This is a genomic window from Methylomonas sp. LWB, from assembly GCF_001856095.1.
In the GTDB taxonomy this organism is placed as follows: domain Bacteria; phylum Pseudomonadota; class Gammaproteobacteria; order Methylococcales; family Methylomonadaceae; genus Methylomonas; species Methylomonas koyamae_A.
The window spans coordinates 17,882-44,603 of the sequence record NZ_MKMC01000003.1 but is presented as its reverse complement, the minus strand read 5'-3'; the positions used below and the strand labels follow the sequence as shown (position 1 = coordinate 44,603).

The following is a 26,722-nucleotide window of genomic DNA, read 5'->3' as shown; positions in this document are numbered from 1 at the left end:
TGGCTTATTGGAGTTGTTTCAAATCCAGTTTGCGCAATTTCGGCGCCAGGCCGGCCGTCGCGGCGACCACCAGCAGCGTCATCGTGCCGCCGAAGATCACCGACGGAATCAGCCCCAGCCAACGCGCGGCGAGGCCGGACTCGAACGCGCCCAGTTCGTTCGACGAGCCGATGAACAGGCCGTTGATCGCGGTGACCCGGCCGCGCATCGCATCCGGCGTCGCCAGTTGCATGATGGTGCTGCGCATCACCACCGACACGCCGTCGCAAACCCCGGACAACATCAGGGCTGCCGCGCCCAGCCAAAACAGCGGCGCCAACGCGAAACCGATCATGCATAAGCCGAAGCCGGCCACCGCCGCCAACAGCCAGCGCCCGGCATTGCGCTCCAACGGGAAGCGGGCCAGGGCCAGGCCGGTCAATACCGCGCCGGCCGCCGGCGCGGCCCGCAAGATGCCCAAGCCTTCCGGACCGTAGTGAAACACGTCCTGGACAAAGGCCGGCAGCATCGCCATCGCGCCGCCGAACAACACCGCAAACATGTCCAGCGCCTGCGCGCCCAGTACGATTTGGTTGCCGAACACGAAGCGCAGGCCTTCGCCGATGCTGGCGAAGATCGGCGCCGCGGCGGCCGGCGGCCGTGCCTGGATGCGCAGCAGCAATAAAGCCAAGGCCGCGGCCAGTGCCAGTCCGGCCGCCACGCCGTAAGCGGCGATCTTGCCGGCCGCCGCGATCAACAAACCGCCCAGCGCCGGGCCGGCCACTAAACCGAACTGAAACACCGAGCTGCCCAGGCCGGCGGCTCGGGCGTAAAGTTCGCGCGGCAAAACCGCCGCGAACAAGGCGCCGTAAGTCGGGCCTATGAAGGCGCGGGCCACGCCGGTGCCGGCGATACCGGCGTAAATCCACGATTCCGCGCTACCCGGTATGCGGCCGGCCGCGACGGCGACCAGCAACAGCCCGTTCAGGCACAGCAGCAGACTGGCGGCCACGCCGAACCAGCGCCGCGAATAATGATCGACCGCATAGCCGGCGAACAACGCGCAACAAAAATACGGAATCACCTCCGCCAGACCGACCAGCCCCAGGGCCAGCGTGTCGTGGGTCAGTTCGTAAAGATGCCAGCCGACCACGGTGGCCGTGGTTTGATAGGCCAGTACCACCAGCAGGCGGAAGCCGAGCAGTTTTAAAAACGCGGAATTGCGCAACATCGGATCTCGCCGCCGCTCAGGCCGCCGCGCCGGCGATGTCCAGCGCCCGGTCGAGTTCGGTCAAGCTATTATAGAAATGCGCCGAGAAGCGTATCCCGCCGCCGCGCGGGGCGCAGACCACTTGGTGGCGCTGTAAATGCCGGTACAGAGCGGCATTGTCGGCGCGGCGGTGTTGAAAGGTGACGATGCCCGATTGCAACGGCGTGGCGGGTGGGGCCAGCAACACCAAATTCGGATCGGCGCCGATTCGCTCGCGCAAATAGGCGGCACGTTCCAGCACCAAGGATTCGATGGTGGCCATGCCGGTTTCCAGCAGCAAGGACAAGCTGGCGGACAGCGCATGAATCCCGACCATATTCGGACTGCCGCATTCGAAGCGGCGGGCGGTGGGGTGGACTTCCCAAGGCCGGTTTTCGTAATTGTGCGTGTCCTTCATCATGTGCCAACCGTATTGCGTCAGCTTGAGACGGTCGCGCGCGGCCGGCGTCGTGTAGAACACACCTAGGCCTTCCGGGCCGAACAACCACTTGTGGCCGTCGGCCATCACGAAATCGGCGCCGCAGGCTTGCACGTCGAATCGCACCGCGCCCAGACTTTGAATCGCATCGACGCAAAACAAGATATCGCGTTTTTTACAGAACTCGCCCAGTCGTTCGAGATTCAGGCGCAGGCCGTCGGCGAACTGAATCGAGCTGACCGCCAGCAAGCGGGTCCGGCGGTCAATCAGCGCGATTAACGCGTCTTCCGGCGTCGCGCTGTCGCGCATATCGGCCTCGCGGAACTCGACGCCTTGGTCGGCCAACGATTGCCACGGCAATCGGTTGGACGGAAATTCCTGGTTGCTGGAGACGATGTTGTCGCCGGCTTGCCAAGTAAGGCCGTAGGCGACGAAGGACAAGGCCTCCGAGGTGTTTTTGACCAGCGCGATATCGTCGGCGGACGGCGCGTTCAGCAAGTCGCGGAATTGCTCGCGCAGCTCGGTTTGTTTCTTCAGCCAGTCCAGGTAAAAGTGCGAGCCGTAGCGGCTGTTTTGCTCGGCGAAGGCGATCACCGCCTCGCTGGTACGTTTCGGCCACGGCGCGACCGCGGCGTGGTTCAGGTAAATCAGATCGTCGATCAGCGGGAATTCGGGGTGTCTCATTTCAGGTTTCCGAGTTGCGGGGAGCACGGGCGTGGGCCGGCTCGTCGCGTGGCCGGCCCGGCTATCATAACGGTCGCGAGCGCGAATGCCAAAATGGTCGTCGGCCGTAAGCCTGGTGGCGTTGGCCCGCGACATTTTGGGGCAATTGTTTGAGAGCGCCGAATCAAGTAGTCTTTAGCCTTTTAATCGGTTAGGGACGGCATGAAACAGCAGAGCTGCAATACGATCTGGCATCAAGCCAGCGTGACTCGCGCCCGGCGGGAAGCGTTGAACGGACATCGCTCGGCGATACTCTGGTTTACCGGATTGTCGGGGGCAGGCAAATCCACCTTGGCGCATGCGGTCGAAGAGCGTTTGCACGAACTGGGTTGTTTGACCTTCGTGTTGGACGGCGATAACGTCAGGCACGGCTTGTGCGGCGATCTGGGCTTTAGCGATGCCGATCGTCACGAGAATATCCGACGGGTCGGCGAATTGGCCAAGTTAATGCTGGAAGCCGGCGTGATTACGTTGACGGCCTTCATTTCGCCGTTTCGCGCCGAGCGCGAACTGGCACGGCGCTTGGTCGCCGACGGCGATTTCATCGAGATTTATTGCAATTGCAGTCTGGACGTGTGCGAGAGTCGCGACGTCAAAGGCTTGTACCAAATGGCGCGCCAAGGCCAAATCCCGCATTTCACCGGTATTTCGTCGCCTTATCAGCCGCCGGACCATCCGGAATTGATCGTGAATACCGATCAGGCGGAGCTGAAGGCTTGCGTGGAGCAGGTCATGCGGGTCTTGACGGCGCGCGGCGTGGTTGCCGCCGAACGCGACGAGGCGGGCGATGCAATACGACGTCTTTAACGGCGATGCCGACGGCATTTGTGCGCTATTGCAATGGCGGCTGGCTTATCCCGAGCCCTCGATTTTGGTAACCGGTATCAAGCGAGACATCGCATTGCTGGAGCGCGTGCCGGCGCGTGCCGGCGATCGGGTGACGGTGCTGGACGTTTCTCTGGACCGCAATCGAGCGGCGCTGTTGAAGTTGTTGGCGGGTGGTGTCGAGTTATTTTACATCGACCATCATTTCGCCGGCGAAATTCCAATACATCCCCGCTTTAGCCATCGCATCGACACCGCGTCCGACTGCTGTACCAGTTTGCTGATGAACGCGCATTTGGCTGGGCGTCACGTCGCGTGGGCGGTGGTGGGGGCGTACGGCGACAATCTTGATAGCGGCGCGGCGGAGGCGGCCCAGTCTCTGAGTTTATCGGCACGGCAATTGCTTGAGCTACGCCAGCTCGGCATTTGCATTAATTACAATGCGTACGGCAGTTGTCTCGAAGATTTGAATGTCGCCCCGGACGATTTATTTCGGCGATTGAGCGTTTACGCGACCCCGTTCCAGTTCGTTGCCGACCAGCCGGAACTGTATCGGCAATTGCTGGATGGATACGCGGCCGACATGGCGGCCGCGGCGGGTTTGGAGCCCGAGTTTAGCAACGAGGCGATCGCGGTTTATGTGTTGCCGGACCAAAAATGGGCCAGGCGCGTCAGCGGCGTGTGGGCCAACGCCTTGGCCAACGGGGCGCCGGAGCGTGCCCATGCGATCGTCGGTGTCAACGCTCGCGGCAGCTACCAAGTCAGTGTCCGCGCGCCTTTGACCAACAAGGCCGGTGCCGACGAATTATGTGCCGGCTTCGGCGGCGGCGGCCGTAAGGCGGCGGCCGGGATCGACGATTTGGCTATCGATAGATTCGATGAGTTCGTGGAAACCTTCAATCGACGCTATTCTGATTTGCGATGAACGGACTTTCGGTGTTGCCGTGAAAAATCGGTTGTTGCTGGCTTGTGTTTTATACACGGTCTTTGTGATCTACGGCAGTTTGGTGCCGTGGCAGTATAACGGCTTGTCTTTTGGACAGGGGTGGCGGCGGTTTCAACAAATTCCCTATTTGGACTTGGGTATTGCTTCCCGAGCGGACTGGGTAGCCAACATCTTGTTGTTCGTGCCGCTGACGTTTGGCTGGTTGGGCTGGTGGTCTTATCAGCGGAGTCAGGCGGCCCGGATTGTGGCGACGCCGCTGGTGTGGCTGGCGGGCTTGGGACTGTGCTTGGGCATCGAATTTACCCAGGTCTTCTTCCCGCCACGTACCGTGTCGATCAACGATGTGGTCGCGGAAAGCTTTGGTGGGGCGGTCGGGCTGGCCGCTTGGTGGCGGTGGGGCGAGCGATTGATGAGCTGGCTGGTCGCATGGCAGCTTCGACATCAAGGCGTCACTCCGTATTTGCAACTCTATTTGGCCGGTTTATTCGGTTATAGCGTGTTGCCGCTGGATCTGACTCTCAGTCCGGTCGAGTTCTACCATAAGTGGCACGAGGACCGAATCATCCTATTGCCTTTCGGCGGTCTGACTGGCGATTGGCTGAAGAATGTCTACGATATTTTGGCTGATGTCGCGCTTTGGGTGCCGGTGCCTTGGCTTTGGGCGAAGTTGACCCCGATGACGCCACGCCAGATATTGTGGCGGGTGTTCTGGTCCGCTCTGGCGATAGAGGGTTTCCAACTGTTTGTTTACAGCCGGGTAACCGATGTGACCGATATCGGCTTGGCGGTGGTCGGCGGCGGTTTGGGTCTGCGTTTGTTGGGCCGGCGCGGCTGGCAATCCGCGGCTGGATTGCATGGCGATACGCTAGGGCGTCGCTTAACGCTTTACGGGAGGTTGGGCTACGTGTCGTGGGGTTTGCTGCTGATCGCGACCCTTTGGTATCCCTACGATTTTCGTTTCGAGCGTCAAGCGCTGCTCGGATGGGAGAGCCGGTTTTTCAGCGTACCTTTGCGGGCGTATTACTACGGCACCGAATACCGAGCCATCACCGAGGTATTCCACAAACTGCTATTTTTCGTCCCGGTTGGGGGCTTTTGCCGGGTGATGTTTGTAGCGCTTGCGAAGCGGCCGCGCCGGTGGGTGTCGGGATTGGCAATTGCCGTCGTCGCGTTGGTCGTCGAATCCGGGCAGATGTTTATCCCCGGCAAAAATTCCGATATGACCGACTTGTTGCTGGAAATCGGTGGCGGTCTGTTGGGGTTTTTAGTGACAGGGCGGGTATTGGCGGAATTTTACGAAGACTCGCGGTCGGTCCTTGGCGACCCGCCGTCGGTTCTCGCCGAGTCGCCGAACGCCGCTGCGAAGGGTAGGTCCACGAATGGCGGATGGTGGCCGATGTTGCTGGGGGTAAGCGTGACTTGGGCCGCGTTGACCTGGGTTAGTCAGTATCCAGGCACACCGTACAACGTTCGGGAGTGGTTTTCCGCCGATTTTCCGGCGCTGAGCGCTTTCGGTTTGACAGTGCTGTTTTTTTGGTGCTTCGGCGGTCCGTTGGCGTTTTTATTAAATGCGCTGGGACGCGGTGCCGGCATGGGTTTTTGTCCCAAGGTTTTGGCTTTGCACGGTTTGGGAGCATGGCTGATGGTTCGCCTGTGCCTGCCGTTGGAAAGCCTGCATGATATCGTGGGTTCGCCGATCTTGCCGGTCAACGCCGAGTTGGAATTGGCGGTCCGGTTTTTGGGCTTATTCGGTGTATTTTCGATTTTGCAGCAAGGCGGCAACCATCTGGCCTTGTTGCCGTTGGCACGCTCCGGTCATTTCGCCAGGTTGTTCGTCGTCGGCGGCGTGTGGGCGGCCGTGGTGTTGCCGCTTGGTTTTTGGATCGTCGTCGATCGGGCCGCGACCGACAATCTGACCGAGCTATTGCCGAATGGCGGTTACGCCTGGGCCGTGTTGAATATCGGAATTTATTGGTTTTTGGTGAGTTGGTTAAGTTCGTCGCTGGCGGTTAGCGCGGTATTTTTCAAGATTAAGCGCTTTTCGGTGGTTTTGGCGGCATTCCTGGTGTCGTTCGAAGTGGGATATCGCTTAGTGAATTGGGGAACCGAGCAGTACGTCTTGAAATACGATCAAGTCTTTTCAACGCTGCAGTTTTTATTGAGTAGCGACCGAGCGCATTTGACGCCGATAGCCGAGCTACGCGGGCGGTTTTATCCGCTGCATGCCGGCGTCGTGGCTCTCGGCTTTTTTGCGCAGTATGCGATGGCGGTAATGTTCCGAGATCGCATTCAACAGAATTATTCGCCGCCCAAGCGGCGGAACCTCTTCAACGGGAGATAGCTTTGACTGGAGTTTGGATATTATGGGTTGCCGGCGGCTTGGCGCATCGCGATGCCGGGCGGTAACTCGGACGTGGCATTGTTTCGGATCAGTCCTTTCAGGCTGCCTCGTTTGGCTTGCGTGGCGGCATGTGTCTGGTTGGTCGGGGGAGAACCGGCGTGGGCCGGCGCGCCCAGGAGCGGCGGAGTTTTGGTGGCGACTACCGAGGCGACGGCCGGCGCTGATAGCAAGCTCGGCACCGGTCGCGTCGAACAGACACCGAACACCGCCGAAAATCCGGCGGTAAATGTCGAGCGTAAGCCGTTTGCGGCGGATTTCTCGGCGCAAGTGGCGATGACTCAGGCGCTATTGGTCGAGCAGCGTAGAATGGAAGCGCTGATGACCGGCCATGTTGCGCAAAATTCGCTACCAGGACAAAGCGACATCCATGACCGCTTCCAACAGGTATACGGCTTAGCGATTGAAGCGCCGGCTTACGATCAGTTGCTGAACGACATTCGAAGTCAAATCGGCGAAGAAACGTATAGCCGTTTGCTATGGACTTATTTCGATATCAAAGCGTTGGACGTAAGTATCAATGCTCGTTTGGCGGAATACGATCAGGCCCTCAGGCAGTGGATGCAGGATACTCAGCAACGCTGGGGGCTGGACCAGCGCTTTGCTTTTCTCGGGGTTTCCGAGTTGGAAAACAGGATGGAGGTGTCCACGGATTTGGGACCGGTGCCGATTTTGTCGCCAACCCACGCCGGGGGGAAAGCGGTTTTGGATATTCGCCAAAATCCGAACGGCGTTGCGGAGGGTGGTATCAACGAGGACGGATTTGTAGCGCGATTGATAAAACTCTTTACGATCAAGAACTTCGTGCTATTGTCGCTAGTGGTGTTTTCGCTCGGTTTGCTGTTTCGCGGATTCCGGTTTTTAGTGCGCCAGCGCAATGTCTAGGTTTACTCGGCAGTGTCTGCTAGAAGGTTCCGTCGAGTTCGGTGTACGGTTCCGTCGCGGCTCGGATTTTAGCGTTTCATAGCTTGCCGGGCTTAAACGGCCTTACACACGCCGCCGGTTTTGCCTTGAAGAACGCTCAAGGTACTTCGGTTAGCGGCCCCGCGGTTTAAACTGGTGGCGGCTTCGGCGTTTTTGTAACCAACGAATCAAGCCGGTGGCGTAGAGCAGCGCGCAAAGCGGCCCCGCCGCGAAAATTAACAAGCGGCCGGGCAAGCCGAAGGCTTCGCCGCTGTGCAGAGGATGCAGCCAACTCCAGAATAATTCGCCGCCGCTAAAATTCTCGGGGGCGTTCACCGCTAGCACCTCGCCGTTATATTGATCGACCCATACGTTGGTTTTCGGAAAGCGCCGGCCCGGCTCGCCGGGCTGGCGCAGATTGATGCGGTAGCAGCCGGCCGCGTCGTTTGGCGTTTCGATCCAAACCAGTGTCGCGTTAGGATAGCGCGCCATTCCCGCCGACACGGCGGTATCCACGTCGATGCGCTTACCGCTGGGTTGGCGGGATTGCGGACTGGGTGGATCGTGCATCGGCGCAGCCTGCATCACCAACGGCTTCACGTATTCGGGGATCTCCAACGCGATGCCGGTGATCGCCAAAACCGCAAACACCAGCCATCCGTATACGCCGGCCAGCTTATGCAGATCGTAGATCAAGCGTTCGGAGCTCGCGCGTTTTTTCAAGGTCAATGCTGTTCGCCATTTGCCCGAATGCGGCCACCAGAGCACCAGGCCGCTGATTAGCGCGATCAGCAGTAAGCCGCCGATGACCGCCATCACCAGCTTGCCCGGCCGGTCCAGCAATAAGGCGTAATGTAAGTCGTACAGCCAGGTGGTCAGGCTGTCGCCCCAAAGATGGCGTCGCACGACCTGACCGGTATAGCGATCCACCGAGACCAGCAGCGGCGCGAACGACTTCCGTTCTGTTTCGATGGGTTTGTAATAGCGAGCGGTGACGGCGCGTAGCGGATTTTCGGGGTTTTCCAGTCGCCAGCCATGCGGCCGTTCCGGTTCGGCGCGGCGCAGAGTCTGGTAAGTGGCTTCCCAGCTTAGCGGCGGGTTGGCGCTGGGTTTGGCGAGCAGCTCCGGCGCCAGGATGGGGTCCAGTTCCTGGTAAAACACCAACACGCTGCCGGTAATGCCGGTCAGCGTTAGCAACAAACCTAGATTGAGTCCCAAGTAAAGATGCAGCGCCCGCCAGAATCGGCGGGTGCCGCCTGTGCGCGAAGCCATCAATAATCAAACTTGACGTTGACGGCGCCGTAGAACGCAATGCCGTCGCCTGGCGAGAAGAACGGTTGGGCGGTGGCGCCGAAGCTTTCGTCGTACCAAACGTATTCCCGGCGAACGTCTGCCAGGTTCTTGGCCTGAAATTGCACTTCCACTTCCTTGGTCACCTGATAGCCCAAATCCAGGTTCAGCAAGGCGTATTCGCCGTATTTGCCGCGGACATTGGCCTGGTCTACGAAATAGTCTCCCTGGCCGCTGGTCCATAGCGACGAACGCAGTTGCGGCAGGATTTGGTAATCGATGCCGGCCGAAAACAAGTAATTCGGGGTATTGACCACCTGATTGCCTGCGACGTATTGCATCGCACTGGAAACAGCTGGCGGATTGGTGACTTTGGCTTCCTGCAACGAGTAGGCGGCCCAAACACCAACTTTGTCGGTCGGATAAACCTTGATCTCAATGTCCACGCCCTGCCGTTTGGTGGCGCCGATCATCGTCGAATCCACGCTGGCCAGATTGCGGCTGATTTCGTTGCTGGCGTCTTGCGCCCAATAAGCGACCCGGCCTTCGGCCCAATCCACTGGTTTTAGTTTTATGCCCACTTCCCAGCCGTCGTTCAAAGAAGGGCCAATATTCTTTTGGCTGCTATTCAGAATGAATGTGGCTTGACCCAAACCTACCTGAAATGTGCGTCCCCAGTTTCCGTAAAGGCTATAGCCTTCGATGGGTGTAATCACCGCGCCGATTTTCGGCTGGGAAATAGTGCCGTAGTCGTTCAATGGATAGGCGCCGTAGGTCGAGCCAGCGCGGTGATTGAAAAAGCTGCCGTCGATGATGTCGGCACGGTAGCCCGGCGTCAGCTTTAACCATTTGAACGGCTTGATCACGGCCTGAATGTAGCCGCCGTAGTTCAAGAAGTCCCACTTCTCGTCGTTACGCAAACCTGTGCTACGGCGAACTCGGCTATCGGTCAAATAGCGCAGATATTTGTTTTCCTGTTGCTGGAAATCGAAGCCGGTTTCCAGCGAAAAGTCGTCCAGCCAACTGACCACCGGATGGTAGGTCAGCGAGGTCATCGCGCCGTATTGGATTTCGTCGCGGTCGCGTTCTTGCTGCGTTGCGCCTGGGCCGTAAGTCACGTAGCGCTGGTCGTCGAACAAGGTGCCGTAAACCTTGGACGACCAGAATAAGGTTTGGCTGAGGTTGACGTCCAAATGGGTGCTGACTTGACCAACCGTGCGTTTGCCGCCGTCAGTGGCATTTCGGGCGAAGGTTTGGGTTTGATTGAGTAGCTGTTCCTGATAAGTCATGTAGCCCGGTTCTTGAGCGCCGGCTTCGCTCCAGCGGGCGATCAGACCTATTTTGTATTTTTGGTCGTCCGGCGTGTAAAACCATTTGCCGGAAAAACTGTTTTTGTCGGTGTCGCTGTGGTCGCGGTAGCCCTCGCTGGCGCGGTAGGAAATCTGATAATTTTGCGAGAAGCCGTCCTTTTCGTAGCCCAGACCGGATTGGATGTCGTGGGTATTGAAGCTGCCGTAACCGACCCGGCCCTTGACGTAGTTACCGCCGGTGGTGGTGTTCATGCTGATGTTGCCGGCGAAGGAGTGCAGGCCGTAGCGGGCGTCGTTGGTGCCCCGGACCACTTCAATCGACTCGATGTCCAGCGGAAACAATGAATCGACGAAATAGGTGTCGCCGCTATTGGTGTTGCTCGGAATACCGTCGATCAAAAGCTTGACTGCGTTGACCCGGCCTTCGCCGTTAAAACCGCGAAACGACATTTTTCCGGTCGTGATGCCTTGGCCGAATTGAGTGACCTGCACGCCTGGCATGCGGTGGAACAAGTCGTAGGCGGTCAGTACGTTTTGATCGGCAATTTTGTCGGCGTACATGATGTCGACCGAGGTGGCAATGTCCTTGCTGGTCAATTTGCCGTTTTGTTCGTTGTCGCTCACCGTGACCGCGCCGAGTTCGAAAATCGAATCGTCGCTGACCGCTTTCGGTTTGGGTGGTGGGGCTTTTTTGATGGCGATCATGCCGTCGCCGACCGTTTCGTATTGTAAGCCGTTTTTCGACAATACTTTCTCCAAGGCTTGGCCGATCGTGAATTGGCCGCGCAGAGCCTCGGCGCTCAGGCCTTGTACGACCGCGTCGGCATAAATCAGCTTGGTGCCGGTGGATTTGGCCAATTGTTCCAGCGTCGCGGCCAAGGCTTGCGGCGGCAGGTCGAAACGGCTGGCGCCATTGTCGGCTAGCGTCTCGAAACTGGCCGCCAACGCCAATGCCAGCAACGGTAAGGTCCGGCGCGCTTGGGCCGGCGCCCATAGTCCTATCTTCATGTTGATCTCCTGGTTTCGTGGATTGCGGCAAGATCGTGTTTGCCTTAATACCTAATAACGATCCGGAACCGACGAACTGGACAATTATTTTTGCGGAGCCATGTTTGAACAGCTCTAGCGAAGCGCTTGGGCCGGAAAAATCCAGTCTGGCAAAGGGTTTAGCGCGGATGCAGTACGATGGTCTGTTTTTGCTGTTGTACCCGAACCGGCAGGATTTTTTCGAGCGCCAGCAAAAACGGTTTTAAATCGCCGGCATCGAAGCGGCCGCTGACGGTCTGGCGCGCCAGTTCGGGGGCGGCCAGCACGAAATGCACCGGATGGTAGCGTTCCAACTCCGCCGTCACATCGGCGAGCGGGGTATGGTCGAACCAAAGCTGGCCGTCCGTCCAGGCGAGAGATCGTTCGCGGGTGGCGGGCTGGATTGGCAACCAGCGGCCGTTGGCGTCGATTTGCCGGCTGAAACCGGCGCGCAAGCTCTGGCCGATCCAGCTGGATTCCTTGCGCAGTTCCACTTCGCCTTCCAGAACTGCTACCGCCGTTCCCGCCGCGCTGCGCCGGACGTTGAATACGGTACCTATGTCGCTGATTCGAATCCCGCCGACGGCGACGCCGAACGGTTGCCAAGTGCGATGCGCGACGTCGAACAGCGCTTCGCCTTGCTGCAATTCGACTTCCCGGCGTAGCCAGGACATTCTGACACTGAGTCGAGTCGCGGTATTCAGCTGTATGCTCGATCCGTCGCCGAGGACGACGGTGCGGCGTTCGCCGATGCCGGTTTGGTAGGTCTCCTGGGGAGCGCTGGCGTGTTGCCACCAGGCGCCGCCCAGCAATCCGCAGGCGAACAGCGCGCTGAACAGTGCGGAGGTTTTGCGCCAGGAGCGGCGGCCGGCGGCGCGAGCGTCGTTCAGGCCGGGGACATCCCGCCCTTTCAGCGTGTCGATGTCGCCCCAGAGTTGTTCGATTTCGAAATACGCTTGGCTGTGGGCGGGGTTTTCAGTCAACCAGTCTTCGAACTGTTGGCGCAACAGATCGGTGCACTGTTCCGATTGCAATTCCACGAACCAAGTCGCGGCTTGCTTCAGCAGATTTTGTTGTTCGGCGGCGGTCTTCATGGCGGGTCTCAACCGGTTTCTAGCAAGGCCCGGTGGCAGTGCAACATGGCTTTGACCAATTGACGCTGGACCGTCTTTTCCGAAATGCCCAGTTGCTTGGCGATGTCGTGGTAGCTGAGTTCATCGAATTTGCGCAGCAGAAAAATGTGTCGGCATTGGCCGGGTAGTCCGGCGATGGCTTGCAGCAAGCGTTGGCACTGTTGACCAAGCATAGCAGATTCGTCCGGTTGCTTGGCAGGGCAGGGGACGGTTTCGTCAATGATGGTCTCGCGCATTTCCCTGCGGCGATTCTGACGGACAAAGTCTATCGCGAGGCGCTCGGCTGTGCGAAATAGATAGCCGGTCAAGTTTTCGTCATGGCTGAGCTCGTGTTTGCGCAGCAAGCGTAAATAGGTTTCTTGACTGAGATCCTGAGCAGTATCCGGGCAATTAACCCGCTGTAGCAAATAGGCGACCACGGTGTCTCGGTGGTCGCGAAACAATTCGACGATTTGCTGCTGGTGTAACGTGATGGCGGTCATGGGCTGCCTCCGCGGCAAACTTGGCGGATAAAACCCTAGAAATCCGCAATCAATATGCCAGTTTCCTGTTAAGGCTTGTCGTTTCTGGATCGAAGTCTTTTTGGGGAAGAGCCGGAGTGGCGTCGGCGCGGAAAAACTGCGGCAAATGACCTAGCGGGGTGTGGGAAATGCCGTATTTTGCCGGCGACCGCGATTCGGTCGGCATCTATAGGGGCGATCGCTTCCGCTGCCCTAATCCTTCGCTTTCCGCTATGATGCCGCCACCATTGACAAGCAGCGGGGGCAACCATGGACTTAGCGAGAGCACTGGGGTTGGGAGCGGGCGAGCCGGACGAAACGGCGGCCAGGCAGCAACTACATCTCTATATCAACCTGAAATTGGCTTCTTGCGGGCAGCCGATCTGTGTCGACGCCGCCTCGGCGCGTTTCATGGACACCGCTCAGGACTTGCTGAATAGCTACTTGGAGAAGAGTCGGCTGTTGGCCAGTTCGTCGTTGTACCCGGCCGACCGGCGGATTCAGGACTTCCTCGATCGCTATTGCGCAGACTTGAATTTGCCGGCGGTGCCGAGCTTGCCCACGATGACCTTCGAACTGGATCGCCACGGCGTCGCTCGCGAGTTGTCGCTGCCGATCGGCGAGGACGAATTCCGCTCGGAAATCGTGTCCAGTTTTCGGGTCAAGCAAGGGGTTTTGCACAATCCGGCGAGCGACCGGCGCACGACCAAAGGCTCGTTTCACATCGCGGAAGGCGGCCTGCCGGTGCCGGGCGACAAGAAGCAAGTCCCAAAATTGACGTTTGCGCTGATGTTGGCGGAAGCGCTGAAACCACCGGCCGACATGTTGACGTTGCCGTTTACCGCCAAGCAGGCCAGACCGGCGCGGATGTTCGCATCGCTGCTGTTGCGGCCGGTCGTATGTCCGGAGATTCCCGGCGTGTCGGCCGAAAAAACGATGGAGATTCGCTTCTTCGCGCCCGGCAATTTGGTCAGCAATTTGGATTTCGTCGAAAGCATTTTCGGCAACGGCGGCAATCCGGCCTTGCCTGAGTGCGACGCGGGGCTGGATGTGGACCATTGGAGCGGGCACAGCGGTTGCGTGATATTGGCGCCGCATCTGGCCAAACTGACCAAGCAGCAAGTCGGTTTGCCGCATTGGGAAGCGGCGACCGATCGGCAGCGCGCCGACGGCATGTGCTGGCAAACCCCCGACGAACTCTACAACGACGGTCAGGCCTTCAAGCTAACCGCCCGCGACCGCTCCGGCGTTATCGTTACCTTGTTGGCCGACAACTATTACGGTTATTGCAAGAAGGAAGTCAAAACCCAGATCAGCTACGCCGCCAACCTCTACGGGTTGGCCGAGGAAGAGCACGCCGGCGGCGCACTAGCGTTTCGCCGCTTCAATCACGGCGACGAATTCGGCATCGGCAGCCTGACGCGCGAGCCGGGTTACGACTTCGACGACATGGCTTACCGCTACGGCGCCATCATGGACATTCGGCCGGAAGGCTACGCGATCGACCGGCAGTACCCGGACATCGTCTACGTGCCGCAAGATTTGCGGATGAGCTTAACTACGCAACGCATCAGCTGGGTGCGTAACGGGCAAGCACACAGTATCCGCCTACAGCCCGGCAAAATTTACATTCAGCCTAACGGCTATAAAATCGAGATGTGCAAACATCCCGGCGCGCCGTCCTGGCGCTTGGTCGGCACCGTCGCCGAAGGCACGTTCTGCCACAAGCCGTGTACCGTGTCGGGCGGCGGCAAATCGGAAATCTCCAAGTCCATCGAAGATGCGGTGATCTACGGTCCGCTGTTCGTCGACGACTTGCAGAACGACCTGGATCGGGTCCAAGCGATCTTCGACAAGGATTATCGGAGCGGACGCTTTCTGCCCGGTCACGAGCATGAAGATCGCGATCCTGCCAGACCAATACTCAGCGACGAACGCAGTCTCGGGTCTGTCATCAAATTGCTGACCCCGTCGCCTTATTACACGCCGGAGTTCAACGCTTGGTTGAAGTCGATTCCGCCCAGTATTTTCGCGTTGGTATTCTTGATTAAACGCTTTTATCGCAGTGAATGGGAAGGCCGCTGGCGCGACCATTTGTCGGTGGACGTGATCGACGGCGCGCCGGGCCACGAGTTGAAACTGGATCAGCGCAAAATCGTAGCCACCTATTTGCGGGTCGGCTTCGATCAGGAGGGCGGCTGGCGCACCTTCAAGGTCCGTCAGGATTACATCGCCGCCGAGAAAGTGCAGATGGAAGACGACATCACCGCCTCGGTGGTGGTGCCCGCCGACCGGATCAAGGCTTGGTTGCCGCTGACCGACTACCCGCATAGCGTTAAATTGGTCAGCAACTGCGAATATCGGCTGTTTCAACGGCCCGATGACGCGATCATTCCCGGCTACGACAAGCAAACCGAGGCCAATATGGCCGCGCCGGGCAATTTCATCGCCAACTTCGAACCGCTCGATCGCGCCAAGTTGGCGGCGGTCGTCGAGGATGTGACGACGTTCTCGCGTTTCACGCCGGCGATGCGGACTCTGTTGAACCAAGCTTACCGCGACGCCAGCGGTTTCGTCGTGTCGTCGGCGCATCCGCGCCTGGTCGACGGCAAGCCGTCCAAGAACCCGCGCTATCTGGAGACCCGCGCCGACATCGTCAATCCGATTCGCAAATACATTGCCGAAATCGGCGCCCGCCTGCACCGCAAGATTCCGTTGTCGGAGCCGTTATGCCATCCAGTCGACGCGGTGCTGACCGGGCGGCGGAACAATCCGCCGGAACCCGGCATTCGCCCTCTGGCGGTTTACAACCCGATTCATTATCAGGAATTGCCGGAACTGTTCATGGACTTTATCTGTTCGTTGACCGGCAAGTCGCCCTCCACGACCGGCGCCGGTAGCGAAGGCGCTTTGACCAAGGGACCGTTTAACGCGTTGCGTCCGACCGCCGATCTGAACAATGCCTTGGTATCGTTCATCCTGACCGACTATCCGGGCTTTTCCAGTTCGGCCGGTTTCATCGGGCCGGATACCCGAGTCGATCACGACATCAGCCTGTTGATCCCGGAAATCTGGGCGCGCTTGCCGCCGCGCGAGCGCCGGCCGGACTATCTGATCCAGCACGGCTATCTGGAAGCGGTGCGGGATTTCGAATACCAAGGGCGCAAGGTGTTGGCCAGCCGTTTGGGTTACCGGATTACCAGCCACTTCGTGCATGGCTTGATGGGCAAGATTTTCGATAATCCTTACGCGGTGTTCACCGACGAGATTTTGCAACCCGAACGGCAGAGTCTGGCGGTGTTTGTGGAAGGGGTTAACAATATCGTCGATACCCAGCAGCGGGTGGCCCGGCAGTATTTCGAGGATGGCAGCATTCAAGACGCTTGCCCGCCTCTGTTCGCCTTGCTGCATATCATGGCCGACGGATACTACCAGGGAATGGACGCCAGTCATCCTCAAATCCGAGCCATGTTTGGCCGCGAGGCTTTGTTGGCTTCCGATTGGTACCGCGAGCGGCTGAGTATTAAACAACAGCGAGACATTGCACTTTGGCAGGGTCATGTCGATTATTTGCAAACCTTTTTGAACGCCAGCGGACACCAGGCGCCGGCGGCGGAATTGAATTTGGTCGAGCGCTTGCAACGGGCGAAGACCCGCTTGCTGGCGGTGTCGGCGGCGGATTATCCGCAAACGCTGGTCGGCACGCTGGGCGCCGATCCGCTTGGACCTTATGCCGCGGGCTAGGCTTAAGGCCGGCCGGTTTCCAAGTAGCCGCGGAGTTCCGCCAGGTTCAACGGCGCGCTGAAGTGAAAGCCTTGCGCCAGATCGCAATCTAGCGCGCCTAGCATAGCGGTTTGCCGCTCGTTTTCGACGCCCTCGGCGACCACCTGCAAATGGATGCCGTGCGCTAAACCGACGATGGAACGGACGATACAGGCGTCGCCGGTTTCCGCGTGGAGGTCGTCGATGAAGGACTTATCGATTTTCAGCGTGTCGATCGGCAGCTGACGCAAATTATTCAGCGACGAGAAACCGGTGCCGAAGTCGTCGATGCTCAGGCGCATGTCGCGGCTTTTCATCGCCCGCATTTGCGCGATCGCCGCGTCCAAATTGTCCATCAACATGTTTTCGGTCATTTCGAATGCCAGGCGGCTGGCCGGGAAACCGGTTTCCGCCAGTATCGCGTCGATGCGATTCATCAGGTCGGGTTGCTTGAACTGGCGGGGTGACAGATTGATCGCCAGCATCAAGCCGGCCGCGGCCGGCAAGGTTAGAATGTCGCGGCAGGCGGTACGCAATACCCAAGCGCCGATCTCGACGATCAGGCCGCTGTCTTCGGCGATGGGAATGAATTCGTCCGGTTGAACCTCGCCGATGTCCGGGTGCCAGCGCAACAACACTTCGACCCCGACCGGCGCGCCGCCGGGCAAGGCTACTAGCGGCAGATAGCGCAATTGGAATTCGCCCCGGGCCAGCGCCTGATGCAAATGCTGCTCCAGCGTCACGCGCCGCAAGGACAGGGCGTTGGCCGACGCGTCGTAGAATTCGAATTTATTGCGGCCGCGCTGTTTGGCCTGGTAGAGCGCGTCGTCGGCGTGTTTGATCAAGGTTTCGCTGTTTTCCCCGTCGGCCGGATACACCCCGATGCCCAGACTGGTACCGATAAACAATTGGTGGTCGTCGATAAAAAATGCTTGGTTGACTTGCTCGATCACCCGCCGAGCGATTTCGCCGGCATCGGTGGCGGTGCGCAGATTTAGTCCGATGATCGCGAATTCGTCACCGCCCAGGCGGGCCACGGTTTCGTGCTCGCGCAAGCAAGCGGTGACGCGCTTGCCGACTTCGATCAACAGTTTGTCGCCGACCAGATGCCCCAGCGTGTCGTTGATATTCTTAAATCGGTCCAAATCCATGTAGAGCAACGCGAACTCGGTGCGATGCCGGCGCGCCTGACTAATAGATTGCGCCAGCCGTTCGTTGAACAGGGCGCGGTTGGGCAAGTCCGTCAGCGGGTCGAAATACGCTAGATGCTTGATGATTTCTTCCGAATCCTTGCGGTCGCTAATGTCGTGGATGATGGAGACAAAGTGGCTGATGGCGTTATCGTCGTCCAGAATCGGCGTGATCGACTCCAGACACCAGAATAAGTCGCCGTTTTTCTTGCGGTTCAGGAATTCGCCGTGCCAGTCCTGGCCGGCATTCAGGGTTTGCCACAATTCGTCGTAGATTTCGTTGGCGGTCAGATCGGATTTCAATAAATTGGCTTTGTGGCCGATCACTTCTTGTTCGGTAAATCCGGTGATCCGATAAAATGCCGGATTGCAGTATTCGACCTTGGCCTGGTGGTCGGTGATGATGACCATGCTGGAACTGTATTGCATCGCCAAAGACAGCTTGCGCAGTTCGCGTTCGGTCTTGCGGTGATTGTCGATTTCCTTGGCCAGCGCAGCGTTGGCGGCCATCAGTTGGCTTTGGCTGGGTATCGCCAGAATTTTCGGGATCAGCGGCCAGATTAAGACCGCCGTGGTCAACGAAGCCGCGGCGGTAGCCAGTTTGACCAGTCCCGACGCCCAATAATCAGGTACCCAAACGTTCCAGATACTCAGCAAATGGGTGGTGCCGCATAGGAAGATAAACAGACCGAATAGCCAGTATACCCAGCCGAATTGTATGTCCTGGCGGCGCTTTAACACATACACCATCGCGAACGGAATGGAGTAGTAAGACAGCACGATCAGCGCGTCGGACACGGTATGCAACAACAGCAAGTCGCTTTGCCATAAGTAACATTGGCCGTGCGGCATGTAAGCCTGCATATCGAACAAATGGGGCTGTGATTCGTGCATGGCGCTCCCGAAAACAACGCTCCGGCAATCGGCCGCCGGACCGAAAAGGCGTTACTCCCGAAGCCGGGATGACGCGCGAATTTAGCGCAAAATCCCTTGCAATAAAACAGTTTTGTAGCAGTGCGGGTTTCAGGCCGGCGGCAGCCGGCCCGTTATGTCGTGTCTGGGCTTTGACTCCGTGCCGCGCGTTGCCGACAAAGCCAGCGCGCGGCGGGACGGTTCCTACTGTTGATGTTTGCGTTTGCCCTTGGTTTTGGTTTTTGGAAATTCCTGGGCGATCAACGAACGCGCCAGTTTACGCAGTCCGTTGGACGAGACTTCCAGGCCGAGCGGCGAGCCTATCGATTCCAGTTCGTACATCAGGTCGGTCGCGGCCACCAGCGTCACGTAGCGCAAGTTCTCGCCGCCCGGCAGTTGCGTGGACGCCAAGCGCAGCAGCGGTGCCAGTTTGTCCCACGAGCTGTTGAAAAATTTCCGTACCGGATCGTTTTCCGCCACGTATTCGCCGGTCAGACCTTGTTCGAACGCGCTGCCGGCCTTTTCCAAAACCTCGCGCATCGTGGCCTTGGCCGATTCGTCGGCGGCGGTCAGTTTGGTGCGTTCGATGGCTTGCTCGACCGAGCCTTGCCAGTTTTGCCAGAGTTGCCGCCATTGCGCGAGTTCGGTTTCGGTCAATACCGGCGACGACTTGATCCCGTCGCTTTTCCGGTCGTTGGCCGTGTAGCCGACACCTAGCAACAAGCCCTTGGCGTCGGCCTTGGCTTGGTTGAAACGTAGACTGTTGACCGCGTCGTGCCAGTCTTCGCTGTGCTCCGCCGAGATAAACGGCAGCAGCGATTTGGCGATGTCCGGGCGAGCCCGGTTCAGGTCGATTTTTAGCGAGGCCAGTTTCGGTTCGGCGGCTTTTTTAATCAGCGACAGCAATTGGTCGATGTTCAGCGCTTGACCGTTGCGGTCGTAGGCCTGGGTGCGAGTGACCGGAAACGACAGCACGTTACCGGTCGAATCCAGCGTGGGCTGTTGAAAGGTTTGCAGAATGCCGGACCATTCGACGATGGTCATGCATTTGTTGCCGAGCGCGGTGCCGATCTTGGCCTGCACGTGGTTTTCGATTTTGACCAAGCCGTCCTCGCCGCCGATTTGCGGCTGGGACAAATCCAAAAAACTGCATTGCTTGCCGTCCTTCCAGACGCGTGCGGTTTCGCCGGCGCCGGTGTAAAGCTGGTTGACCAGTACGCTTCTGATCAGGCCGTATTCCATCGGCACCGGTACGTTGATCTCGCGAGCCTGGGCGGCTTGCGCCGTCAGTAGCAGGCCGCCGGTGAATAACAGGGTACGCAGGGTTGACATGATTTACTCCGTAACGTTGTCTTGCGCGGTTGGGTTGAGTTCGGAAATGCCCCGGTAGGCCGACGAAATCGGATAACGCCGATCCCGGCCGAAGGCGCGAGGGGTAATGCGGATGCCGGGCGGCGATTGCCGGCGTTTGTATTCGTTGCGATCGACCAGCGAAATCGCGCGTTCGACCGCCTCGCGCGGATAGCCTAGCTCGACGATGTCGGCGGCCGATTGATCCCGCTCGATGTACAGCGCCAAGATAGGGTCGAGTACGGAATAGGGCGGCAGCGAATCTTCGTCTTTCTGGTCCGGCGCCAATTCCGCCGACGGCGGCCGGCTAATCACCCGTTCCGGAATCACCGGCGTCAGCGTGTTGCGGTATTCGGCCAGTTGGTAAACCAATAATTTAGAGACATCCTTGAGCGGCGCGAAGCCGCCGGCCATGTCGCCGTAGAGCGTGGCATAGCCTACGCTCATTTCGCTTTTATTGCCGGTGGTCAACAACAGTTTGCCTTGTTTGTTGGACAGCGCCATCAGCAAAACGCCTCGGCAGCGGGCTTGGATGTTTTCCTCGGTGGTGTCGGTCTTGGAACCGGCAAACAGCGGCGCCAGCATGGCGTTGAACGCGGAGACGGCCGGTTCGATCGGGATCACGTGATGCCTGACGCCGAGCGCCTTGGCTTCCAGCTCGGCATCTTCGTTGCTGATGTCTTGGGTATAACGCGACGGCATCAGGACGCATTCGACCCTATCCGCGCCCAACGCGTCCACCGCCAATGCCAGAACCAGTGCCGAGTCTATGCCGCCCGATAGCCCTAGGATCGCGCCTTGGAAGCCGTTCTTGCGCACGTAATCCCGAATGCCGAGCACCAGTGCCTTGTATTCGCTGACCACCGGCTGGTAGAGAGCGACGATGCCGGTTTTGGCCGGCCGCGAGCCGTTGAACTCGACGAGATCGAGTTGCTCCTCGAATTCGGCGGCGCGATAGACAATCTCGCCATCGCGATCGGCGACGAAGGAGGCGCCGTCGAAGACCAATTCGTCCTGGCCGCCGATTTGATTGACGTAGACCAATGGAATGCCCGCCGCGCGAACTTGGCTGCAAATGATGGTTTCGCGTTGCTGCATCTTGCCGGCGTGGAACGGCGAAGCATTCAGGGTCAGGATGATGTCGGCGCCGGCGTCGCGATTGGCGGCGATGATGCCGTCGCGCCAGATGTCCTCGCAAATGGTCAGCGCCAGTTTCGTGGTCTTGACTTCGAAAAGACAGGTGTGCCGGCCAGCCTTGAAATAGCGTTGCTCGTCGAAGACGCCGTAGTTAGGCAGAGCGAGTTTGTGGTATTCGGCGACGATGACGCCGTCCCGCAACGCGGCGGCGGCGTTGTAGAGCGTCTCGCCTTGCCGGCTCGGGTAGCCGATCACGGCGGTAATGCCTTGGATGTCGCGCAGCAGCCGGGCCAGACCGCGTTCGGTCTGGGCCAAAAAATCGCCGCGCAACAGCAAGTCCTCCGGCGGGTAGCCGGTCACGCACAATTCCGGGAAAACGATCACATCGGCGTGTTGGTGTTTGGCTTGCTCGACGGCGGACAGGATTTTTTCGACGTTGCCGGAAATGTCGGCGACCGTGAAATTCAGTTGAGCCAGGGCGATGGTTAGAGTCATCGATTACCGGGCAAAACAGCCGCGCATTGCCGCGCCGATGTCCGACGGCGAGCTGACCATGGTCACGCCGGCCGCCTGCATCGCCGCGATCTTGCCTTTCGCGGTGCCCGCGCCGCCGGTGACGATGGCGCCGGCGTGGCCCATGCGTTTGCCGGGCGGCGCGGTTTGGCCGGCGATATAACCGACCACCGGTTTGGTGACATGGGCCTTGATGAATTCCGCCGCTTGTTCTTCGTCGCTACCGCCGATCTCGCCGACCATGACGATGCCCTCGGTTTGCGGGTCGTCTTGAAAGCGGCTTAATACGTCGATGAAGTTCATGCCGTGGATCGGGTCGCCGCCGATGCCGACGCAGGTGCTTTGGCCTAGACCTTCACGGGTGGTTTGGTGGACGGCCTCGTAAGTCAACGTGCCGGAGCGGGAGACGATGCCGATCTTGCCGGGCTGATGAATATGGCCGGGCATGATGCCGATCTTGCATTGGCCGGGTGTGATAACGCCGGGGCAGTTCGGGCCGACCAGCAAGGATTGCGCGCCTTGCATCGCCGCCTTGACTTTCAACATTTGCAACACCGGGATACCCTCGGTAATACAGACGATCAATGCTATGCCGGCGTCGACCGCTTCCAGGATCGCGTCGGCGGCGAAAAACGGCGGCACGTAAATCATCGTCGCGCTGGCGCCGGTGGCCTTGACGGCTTGCTGGACCGTGTCGAATACCGGCAAATTCAGATGGCTGGAGCCGCCCCGGCCCGGCGTGACGCCGCCGACCAGTTGGGTGCCGTAGGCTAGCGCCTGTTCGGAGTGGAAAGTACCTTGTTTACCGGTGAAGCCCTGGCAGATGACTTTGGTGTGTTTGGCTATCAGAATAGACATTAGGCCACCTCTTGAGCCAGTTTCACCGCCAATTCGGCGGCTTGATTCAAATCCTCGGCGGGCGTCAGTCCCAGGCCGGAGTTTTTCAGCATGGCCAAGCCCTGCTCGACGTTGGTGCCCTCCAGGCGGACCACGACTGGAATCGTCAGATGCATGTCCTCGACCGCCGCCAGAATGCCGGCCGCAATCACGTCGCATTTGACGATGCCGCCGAAGATATTGACCAGCACGGCTTTGACGGTGCCGTCGGACAGGATCAGCTTGAAGGCTTCCTTGACTTTGTCTTTGTTGGTGCCGCCGCCGACGTCTAGGAAATTGGCCGGCGCGCCGCCTTTGAGTTTGACCATGTCCATGGTTGCCATCGCCAGGCCGGCGCCGTTGACCATGCAACCGATATTGCCGCCCAAGGTGATGTAGTTCAGATCGAATTGCTTGGCCTCTGCTTCCTTGGGGTCTTCCTGGCTGGCGTCGCGCAGCGCGGCGATGTCGGGATGCAAGGCCAGGGCGTTGTCGTCGAAATTGATTTTGCCGTCCAGCGCCAGCAGTTTGCCGTCTTCGGTTTCTATCAGCGGATTGATTTCGATCTGGCTGCAATCCTTGCTTAGGAACAGTTCGTACATGCCGTTCAGGATGGCCGGCAATTGCACCTGTTGCTCTTTGCCCAAGCCGAGCGCCGCGCCGATTTGCCGGCCCTGATAGGCTTGCAGGCCGGCGGCGGGGTGCACCGGAATCCGGACGATCTTCTCGGGCGTTTCGGCGGCGACGGCTTCGATGTCCATGCCCCCGGCCGCCGAGGCGACAAACAACAGGCGCTCGCTTTCCCGATCCAGCAACAGGCTCAAATAAAATTCATTTTTGATCGCGGACGCCTCTTCGACCCAGACGCTGCCGACCGGCAGTCCGAAGGCGTCGGTTTGACGAGTGACCAAGCGTTTACCTAGCATTTCGGCGGCGTGCTCGGCGACTTCGCGGGCATCGCGGGCCAGCTTGACGCCGCCGGCCTTGCCGCGCGCGCCGGCATGGATTTGCGCCTTGACGACCCAGGCATCGCCGCCCAATTGTTCGGCGACCTTGGCGGCGTTCGCGGCGCACTCCGCAATATCGCCTTTCGGCACCGGTACACCGTACACGGTAAACAGTTGTTTCGCCTGGTATTCGTGGATATTCATGTCCCGCTCCGATTCACGTTGATTGCCGCCGTCACTATAAGACTAGCCGCCGGGCAGGTCCTCCGCCGACTTAATGCTATGATGAAAGCCATCTTCATTCTAACTGAAACCCGCTGACAGAGACGGCATGCCTCCCGGTCAAACCCATACCTATTACCCTTGTCCGTTTTCCCGAGGTTACGGCATACCCGAGCGGCAAGCATGGCTGATGCTGAAAATATTCGCCATCTATCGCTTCATGGCCGGCAGTTTGTTCGTGATGCTGTTTTATTTACGGTTCGGCGCATCGACGCTGGGCACCTACGACAACACATTGTACCAGTTCGCTAGTCTCGGATACCTTGCGATTTCCGTGGTTGCCGCGCCGATCACGCTCAGGCATCGCTTCGGTTACGCGATGCTGGCGCAGATGTTTATCTTCACCGATATTGTCTTTATCACGTTGATGATGCATGCCAGCGGCGGCATCGCCAGCGGCATCGGCATGTTGTTGGCGATTTCGATCGCCGCCGGCGGCCTATTGATCGGCGGCCGTTGCGCGATCTTGTTCGCGGCGCTGGCTAGTCTGGCGGTGTTGGCCGAGCAGGTTTACGCGATTCAGACGCGCAGTTTCGAGCCGGTGACACTAACCTATTCCGGCATGCTGGGCATTTCGTTTTTCTCGATTGCGTTCCTATCGGTGATTTTGGCTCAGCGCGCCGAGCAGTCGGCGATTCTGGCGCAACAGCAAGCACAGACTATCGCTCGCTTGGAAGGCTTGAATCGCTACATTATTCAGCATTTGCAATCCGGAATTTTGATCGTGGATGGCGAGCGAATCCTGCAATTAGCCAATCAGTCGGCGCTGCGGTTATTGGATCTGGCGGATATTCCGCCGACATTGGCGGACTTGGCGGCTCCCTTGCAAGAAGCCTTCGGCTTATGGCGCGACAACCCCGAGCAGGATTTTGCCATCTTGCATTTGTCCGGCGACAGGGAAATTCAGGTACGGTTTTCCGTGTTATCGATGGACGGCGAGGCTTTGTATCTGTTGATCATCGAGGACATCGCTTTGTATAACCAACGCTTGCAGCAAAGCAAGTTAGCTTCGCTGGGTCGCTTGACCGCCAGCATCGCCCACGAGATTCGCAACCCGCTTAGCGCAATCAGCCACGCAGGACAGTTGTTGTCCGAGGCGCCAGGCTTGCCTGCCCAGGAAGTGCGGTTAACCGAGATCATTCAGAACCACTGTCAACGGGTGAACTGTATTATCGAGGATATTTTGAAGTTGTCCCGCCGCCACTTCAGCCATAAGCAAAAAATCAATCTGGACGCTTGGTTGACGGCTTATTTCAGCGAGCAGAAATTCGATTTGGGCGGACGCGCAGATGCGTTCGCGCTGGCGTTTGTCAGGACGGGCTTGACGGCTTGCATCGACGACGGCCATTTGAAACAAATTCTGGATAATTTGTGCGCCAACGCACTGCAGTACGGCAGGCCGGAAGCGGGGAAAATCCGGGTTGTGGTCGATCTGGTCGACGAACAGCCGACGATCAAAGTGATCGACAACGGTCCCGGCATCGGCGGTGAACATCTGACGCATTTGTTCGAGCCGTTTTTCACGACCTCGCACAAAGGCACCGGGTTAGGTTTGTACATTTCCAAAGCGCTCGCGGAACTGAATCAGGCCGATCTCGGCTACGTTCAGGATGGCGGAAAATCCTGCTTCGTGCTGGCGCTGGCTAACGCGGAAAACACGGTGATAGAAATATGAGCCCACCCGTCACGCTGGTTGTCGACGACGAGCCCGACATTCGGGAATTGCTGGAAATCACGCTGAACCGAATGGACATTCAAACCCGCTGCGCGGCTGATTTGGCCGGGGCCAAGCAATTGCTGGCCAATCAACGTTTCGATCTGTGTTTGACCGATATGAAATTACCGGACGGCGACGGTTTGGAGCTGGTCGACCACATCCAGGCCTGCGGTCTGCCGTTGCCGGTGGCGGTGATTACCGCGCACGGCAATATGGATATCGCCATCAAGGCCATGAAAAAAGGGGCTTTCGACTTCCTATCCAAGCCGGTCGATTTGGCGGTGTTGCGGCAGCTGGTCAACCATGCGTTGCAAGCCTCGCAAGGGCGGGCGGCCGAAAAAGAGCGCCGCACTCGCGATGTGTTGTTGGGCGATTCGGTACCGATGCGGGCGATACGCTCGAAAATCGAGAAGGTGGCGCGCAATCAGGCGCCGGTCTACATCAGCGGTGAGTCCGGTTCCGGCAAGGAATTGGTGGCGCGCTTGATTCATCAGCAAAGCCCGCGCGGCGCGCAGCCCTTTGTCGCGATCAATTGCGGCGCGATTCCGCTGGAGTTAATGGAAAGCGAGTTCTTCGGTCATAAAAAAGGCAGCTTTACCGGCGCGGTCAGCGACAAGCAAGGCTTGTTTCAGGCTGCCGAAGGCGGCACGCTGTTTCTCGACGAAGTCGCCGATTTGCCGTTGCCGTTGCAAGTCAAATTGTTGCGAGCCATCCAGGAAAAGAAGGTCCGGCCGGTTGGCGAGCAACGCGAAGTCCCGGTTGACGTGCGCTTGCTGAGTGCCACGCATAAGGACTTGGCGAAAATGGTCCAGGAAGGGGCGTTTCGGCAGGATTTGTATTACCGGATCAATGTCATCGAACTGAATTTGCCGCCGCTGCGGGCCAGGGAGGCCGATATTCCGCAATTGACCCGCCACTTACTAACCAAGTTAGCCGCCGCCAACGGCACGGCAATGCCCGATCTGAGCGATGCGGCTTGGCGAGCGCTAAAGGGGTACTGCTTTCCCGGCAATGTGCGGGAATTGGAAAACATTCTCGAGCGAGCGTTGGCCTTGCACGAGGGCAATCTGATCGATGTTGACGATTTGAATTTGCCGGTGGGGCTGGAGGCTGCCGAGGATTTCGACGCGCAAAAGATGTCGCTCGAAAGCTATTTGGAGGGCATCGAAAAGAAAGCGCTGAGCAGTGCGTTGGAAGAAAACCGCTGGAATAAAACCGCGACCGCCAAGCAACTGGGCTTGACCTTCCGCTCGTTGCGGTATCGGCTGAAAAAGCTGGGACTGGAGTGAGTGCGGCAGCCGGACCGGCTGCCGAG

At 58.8% G+C, this 26,722-nt stretch carries 18 protein-coding genes; 7 read left to right on the top strand and 11 right to left on the bottom strand.

The genetic code is table 11. From position 1 onward, the window contains the following. Window positions 1-4: 4 nt before the first annotated feature. Window positions 5-1,210 carry an MFS transporter gene (locus BJL95_RS00930; protein WP_071154924.1) on the bottom strand — a complete coding sequence of 402 codons (1,206 nt, stop codon included), beginning with the start codon at window positions 1,208-1,210 and terminating at the stop codon, window positions 5-7. 16 nt (window positions 1,211-1,226) lie between these two features. Then, window positions 1,227-2,351 (bottom strand): aminotransferase class V-fold PLP-dependent enzyme, encoded by a 1,125-nt coding sequence (locus BJL95_RS00925; RefSeq protein WP_071154993.1) that lies wholly within the window; start codon window positions 2,349-2,351, stop codon window positions 1,227-1,229. A gap of 201 nt (window positions 2,352-2,552) precedes the next feature. Here BJL95_RS00925 and cysC point away from each other — a divergent pair, with 201 nt between their 5' ends. The 4 genes from cysC to BJL95_RS00905 are packed head-to-tail and all read left to right on the top strand — an operon-like array spanning window position 2,553 to window position 7,444. Further along, window positions 2,553-3,197, top strand: coding sequence for an adenylyl-sulfate kinase (cysC, locus tag BJL95_RS00920; RefSeq protein ID WP_071154923.1), 645 nt, complete (start codon window positions 2,553-2,555; stop codon window positions 3,195-3,197). Continuing rightward, the gene (locus tag BJL95_RS00915; RefSeq protein WP_071154922.1) at window positions 3,178-4,140 is read left to right on the top strand and encodes a DHHA1 domain-containing protein; all 963 of its coding nucleotides are present in this window, start codon (window positions 3,178-3,180) and stop codon (window positions 4,138-4,140) included. Before cysC ends, BJL95_RS00915 begins: the two co-directional genes overlap by 20 nt. Window positions 4,141-4,159: 19 nt before the next feature. Further along, a complete protein-coding gene (locus tag BJL95_RS00910) occupies window positions 4,160-6,502 on the top strand; it encodes a VanZ family protein (RefSeq protein WP_071154921.1) in 2,343 nt (780 codons plus the stop codon). Between the two features lie 27 nt (window positions 6,503-6,529). Beyond that, window positions 6,530-7,444: a hypothetical protein gene (locus BJL95_RS00905; RefSeq protein ID WP_071154920.1), complete on the top strand. Its 915-nt coding sequence runs from the start codon at window positions 6,530-6,532 to the stop codon at window positions 7,442-7,444. A 150-nt stretch (window positions 7,445-7,594) separates the two neighbouring features. On the opposite strand, the gene BJL95_RS00900 is transcribed toward BJL95_RS00905, so the two are convergent. The 4 genes from BJL95_RS00900 to BJL95_RS00885 all read right to left on the bottom strand — a co-directional run bounded on the left by BJL95_RS00900 (window position 7,595) and on the right by BJL95_RS00885 (window position 12,703). Continuing rightward, window positions 7,595-8,734: a PepSY domain-containing protein gene (locus BJL95_RS00900; protein ID WP_071154919.1), complete on the bottom strand. Its 1,140-nt coding sequence runs from the start codon at window positions 8,732-8,734 to the stop codon at window positions 7,595-7,597. Beyond that, the gene (locus BJL95_RS00895; RefSeq protein ID WP_083385543.1) at window positions 8,734-11,070 is read right to left on the bottom strand and encodes a TonB-dependent receptor; all 2,337 of its coding nucleotides are present in this window, start codon (window positions 11,068-11,070) and stop codon (window positions 8,734-8,736) included. Before BJL95_RS00895 ends, BJL95_RS00900 begins: the two co-directional genes overlap by 1 nt. 158 nt (window positions 11,071-11,228) lie before the next feature. Beyond that, the gene (locus BJL95_RS00890; RefSeq protein WP_071154918.1) at window positions 11,229-12,182 is read right to left on the bottom strand and encodes a FecR family protein; all 954 of its coding nucleotides are present in this window, start codon (window positions 12,180-12,182) and stop codon (window positions 11,229-11,231) included. An 8-nt stretch (window positions 12,183-12,190) separates the two neighbouring features. After that, window positions 12,191-12,703 (bottom strand): RNA polymerase sigma factor, encoded by a 513-nt coding sequence (locus BJL95_RS00885; RefSeq protein WP_071154917.1) that lies wholly within the window; start codon window positions 12,701-12,703, stop codon window positions 12,191-12,193. A 288-nt stretch (window positions 12,704-12,991) separates the two neighbouring features. Between BJL95_RS00885 and BJL95_RS00880 the strand changes: the two genes are divergently transcribed. Continuing rightward, entirely contained in the window at window positions 12,992-16,465 is a 3,474-nt protein-coding gene (locus BJL95_RS00880; RefSeq protein ID WP_071154916.1) for a hypothetical protein, read from the top strand. Between the two features lie 2 nt (window positions 16,466-16,467). Here BJL95_RS00880 and BJL95_RS00875 read toward each other — a convergent pair whose 3' ends face one another. The 5 genes from BJL95_RS00875 to sucC form a co-directional block, all read right to left on the bottom strand. Next, a complete protein-coding gene (locus tag BJL95_RS00875; protein ID WP_071154915.1) occupies window positions 16,468-18,567 on the bottom strand; it encodes a bifunctional diguanylate cyclase/phosphodiesterase in 2,100 nt (699 codons plus the stop codon). Between the two features lie 222 nt (window positions 18,568-18,789). Beyond that, window positions 18,790-19,917: a hypothetical protein gene (locus BJL95_RS00870; protein WP_071154914.1), complete on the bottom strand. Its 1,128-nt coding sequence runs from the start codon at window positions 19,915-19,917 to the stop codon at window positions 18,790-18,792. Between the two features lie 3 nt (window positions 19,918-19,920). Next, a complete protein-coding gene (locus BJL95_RS00865; RefSeq protein WP_071154913.1) occupies window positions 19,921-21,567 on the bottom strand; it encodes an NAD+ synthase in 1,647 nt (548 codons plus the stop codon). A gap of 3 nt (window positions 21,568-21,570) precedes the next feature. After that, on the bottom strand, window positions 21,571-22,443 hold the full coding sequence (gene sucD, locus BJL95_RS00860) for a succinate--CoA ligase subunit alpha (RefSeq protein WP_071154912.1): 873 nt from the start codon (window positions 22,441-22,443) through the stop codon (window positions 21,571-21,573). Next, window positions 22,443-23,612 (bottom strand): ADP-forming succinate--CoA ligase subunit beta, encoded by a 1,170-nt coding sequence (gene sucC, locus BJL95_RS00855; protein ID WP_071154911.1) that lies wholly within the window; start codon window positions 23,610-23,612, stop codon window positions 22,443-22,445. The genes sucD and sucC overlap by 1 nt, the downstream gene beginning before the upstream one ends. Window positions 23,613-23,739: 127 nt before the next feature. Between sucC and BJL95_RS00850 the strand changes: the two genes are divergently transcribed. After that, window positions 23,740-25,365: a PAS domain-containing sensor histidine kinase gene (locus BJL95_RS00850; protein ID WP_071154910.1), complete on the top strand. Its 1,626-nt coding sequence runs from the start codon at window positions 23,740-23,742 to the stop codon at window positions 25,363-25,365. Continuing rightward, window positions 25,362-26,696: a sigma-54 dependent transcriptional regulator gene (locus BJL95_RS00845; protein WP_071154909.1), complete on the top strand. Its 1,335-nt coding sequence runs from the start codon at window positions 25,362-25,364 to the stop codon at window positions 26,694-26,696. Before BJL95_RS00850 ends, BJL95_RS00845 begins: the two co-directional genes overlap by 4 nt. Window positions 26,697-26,722: the final 26 nt, after the last annotated feature.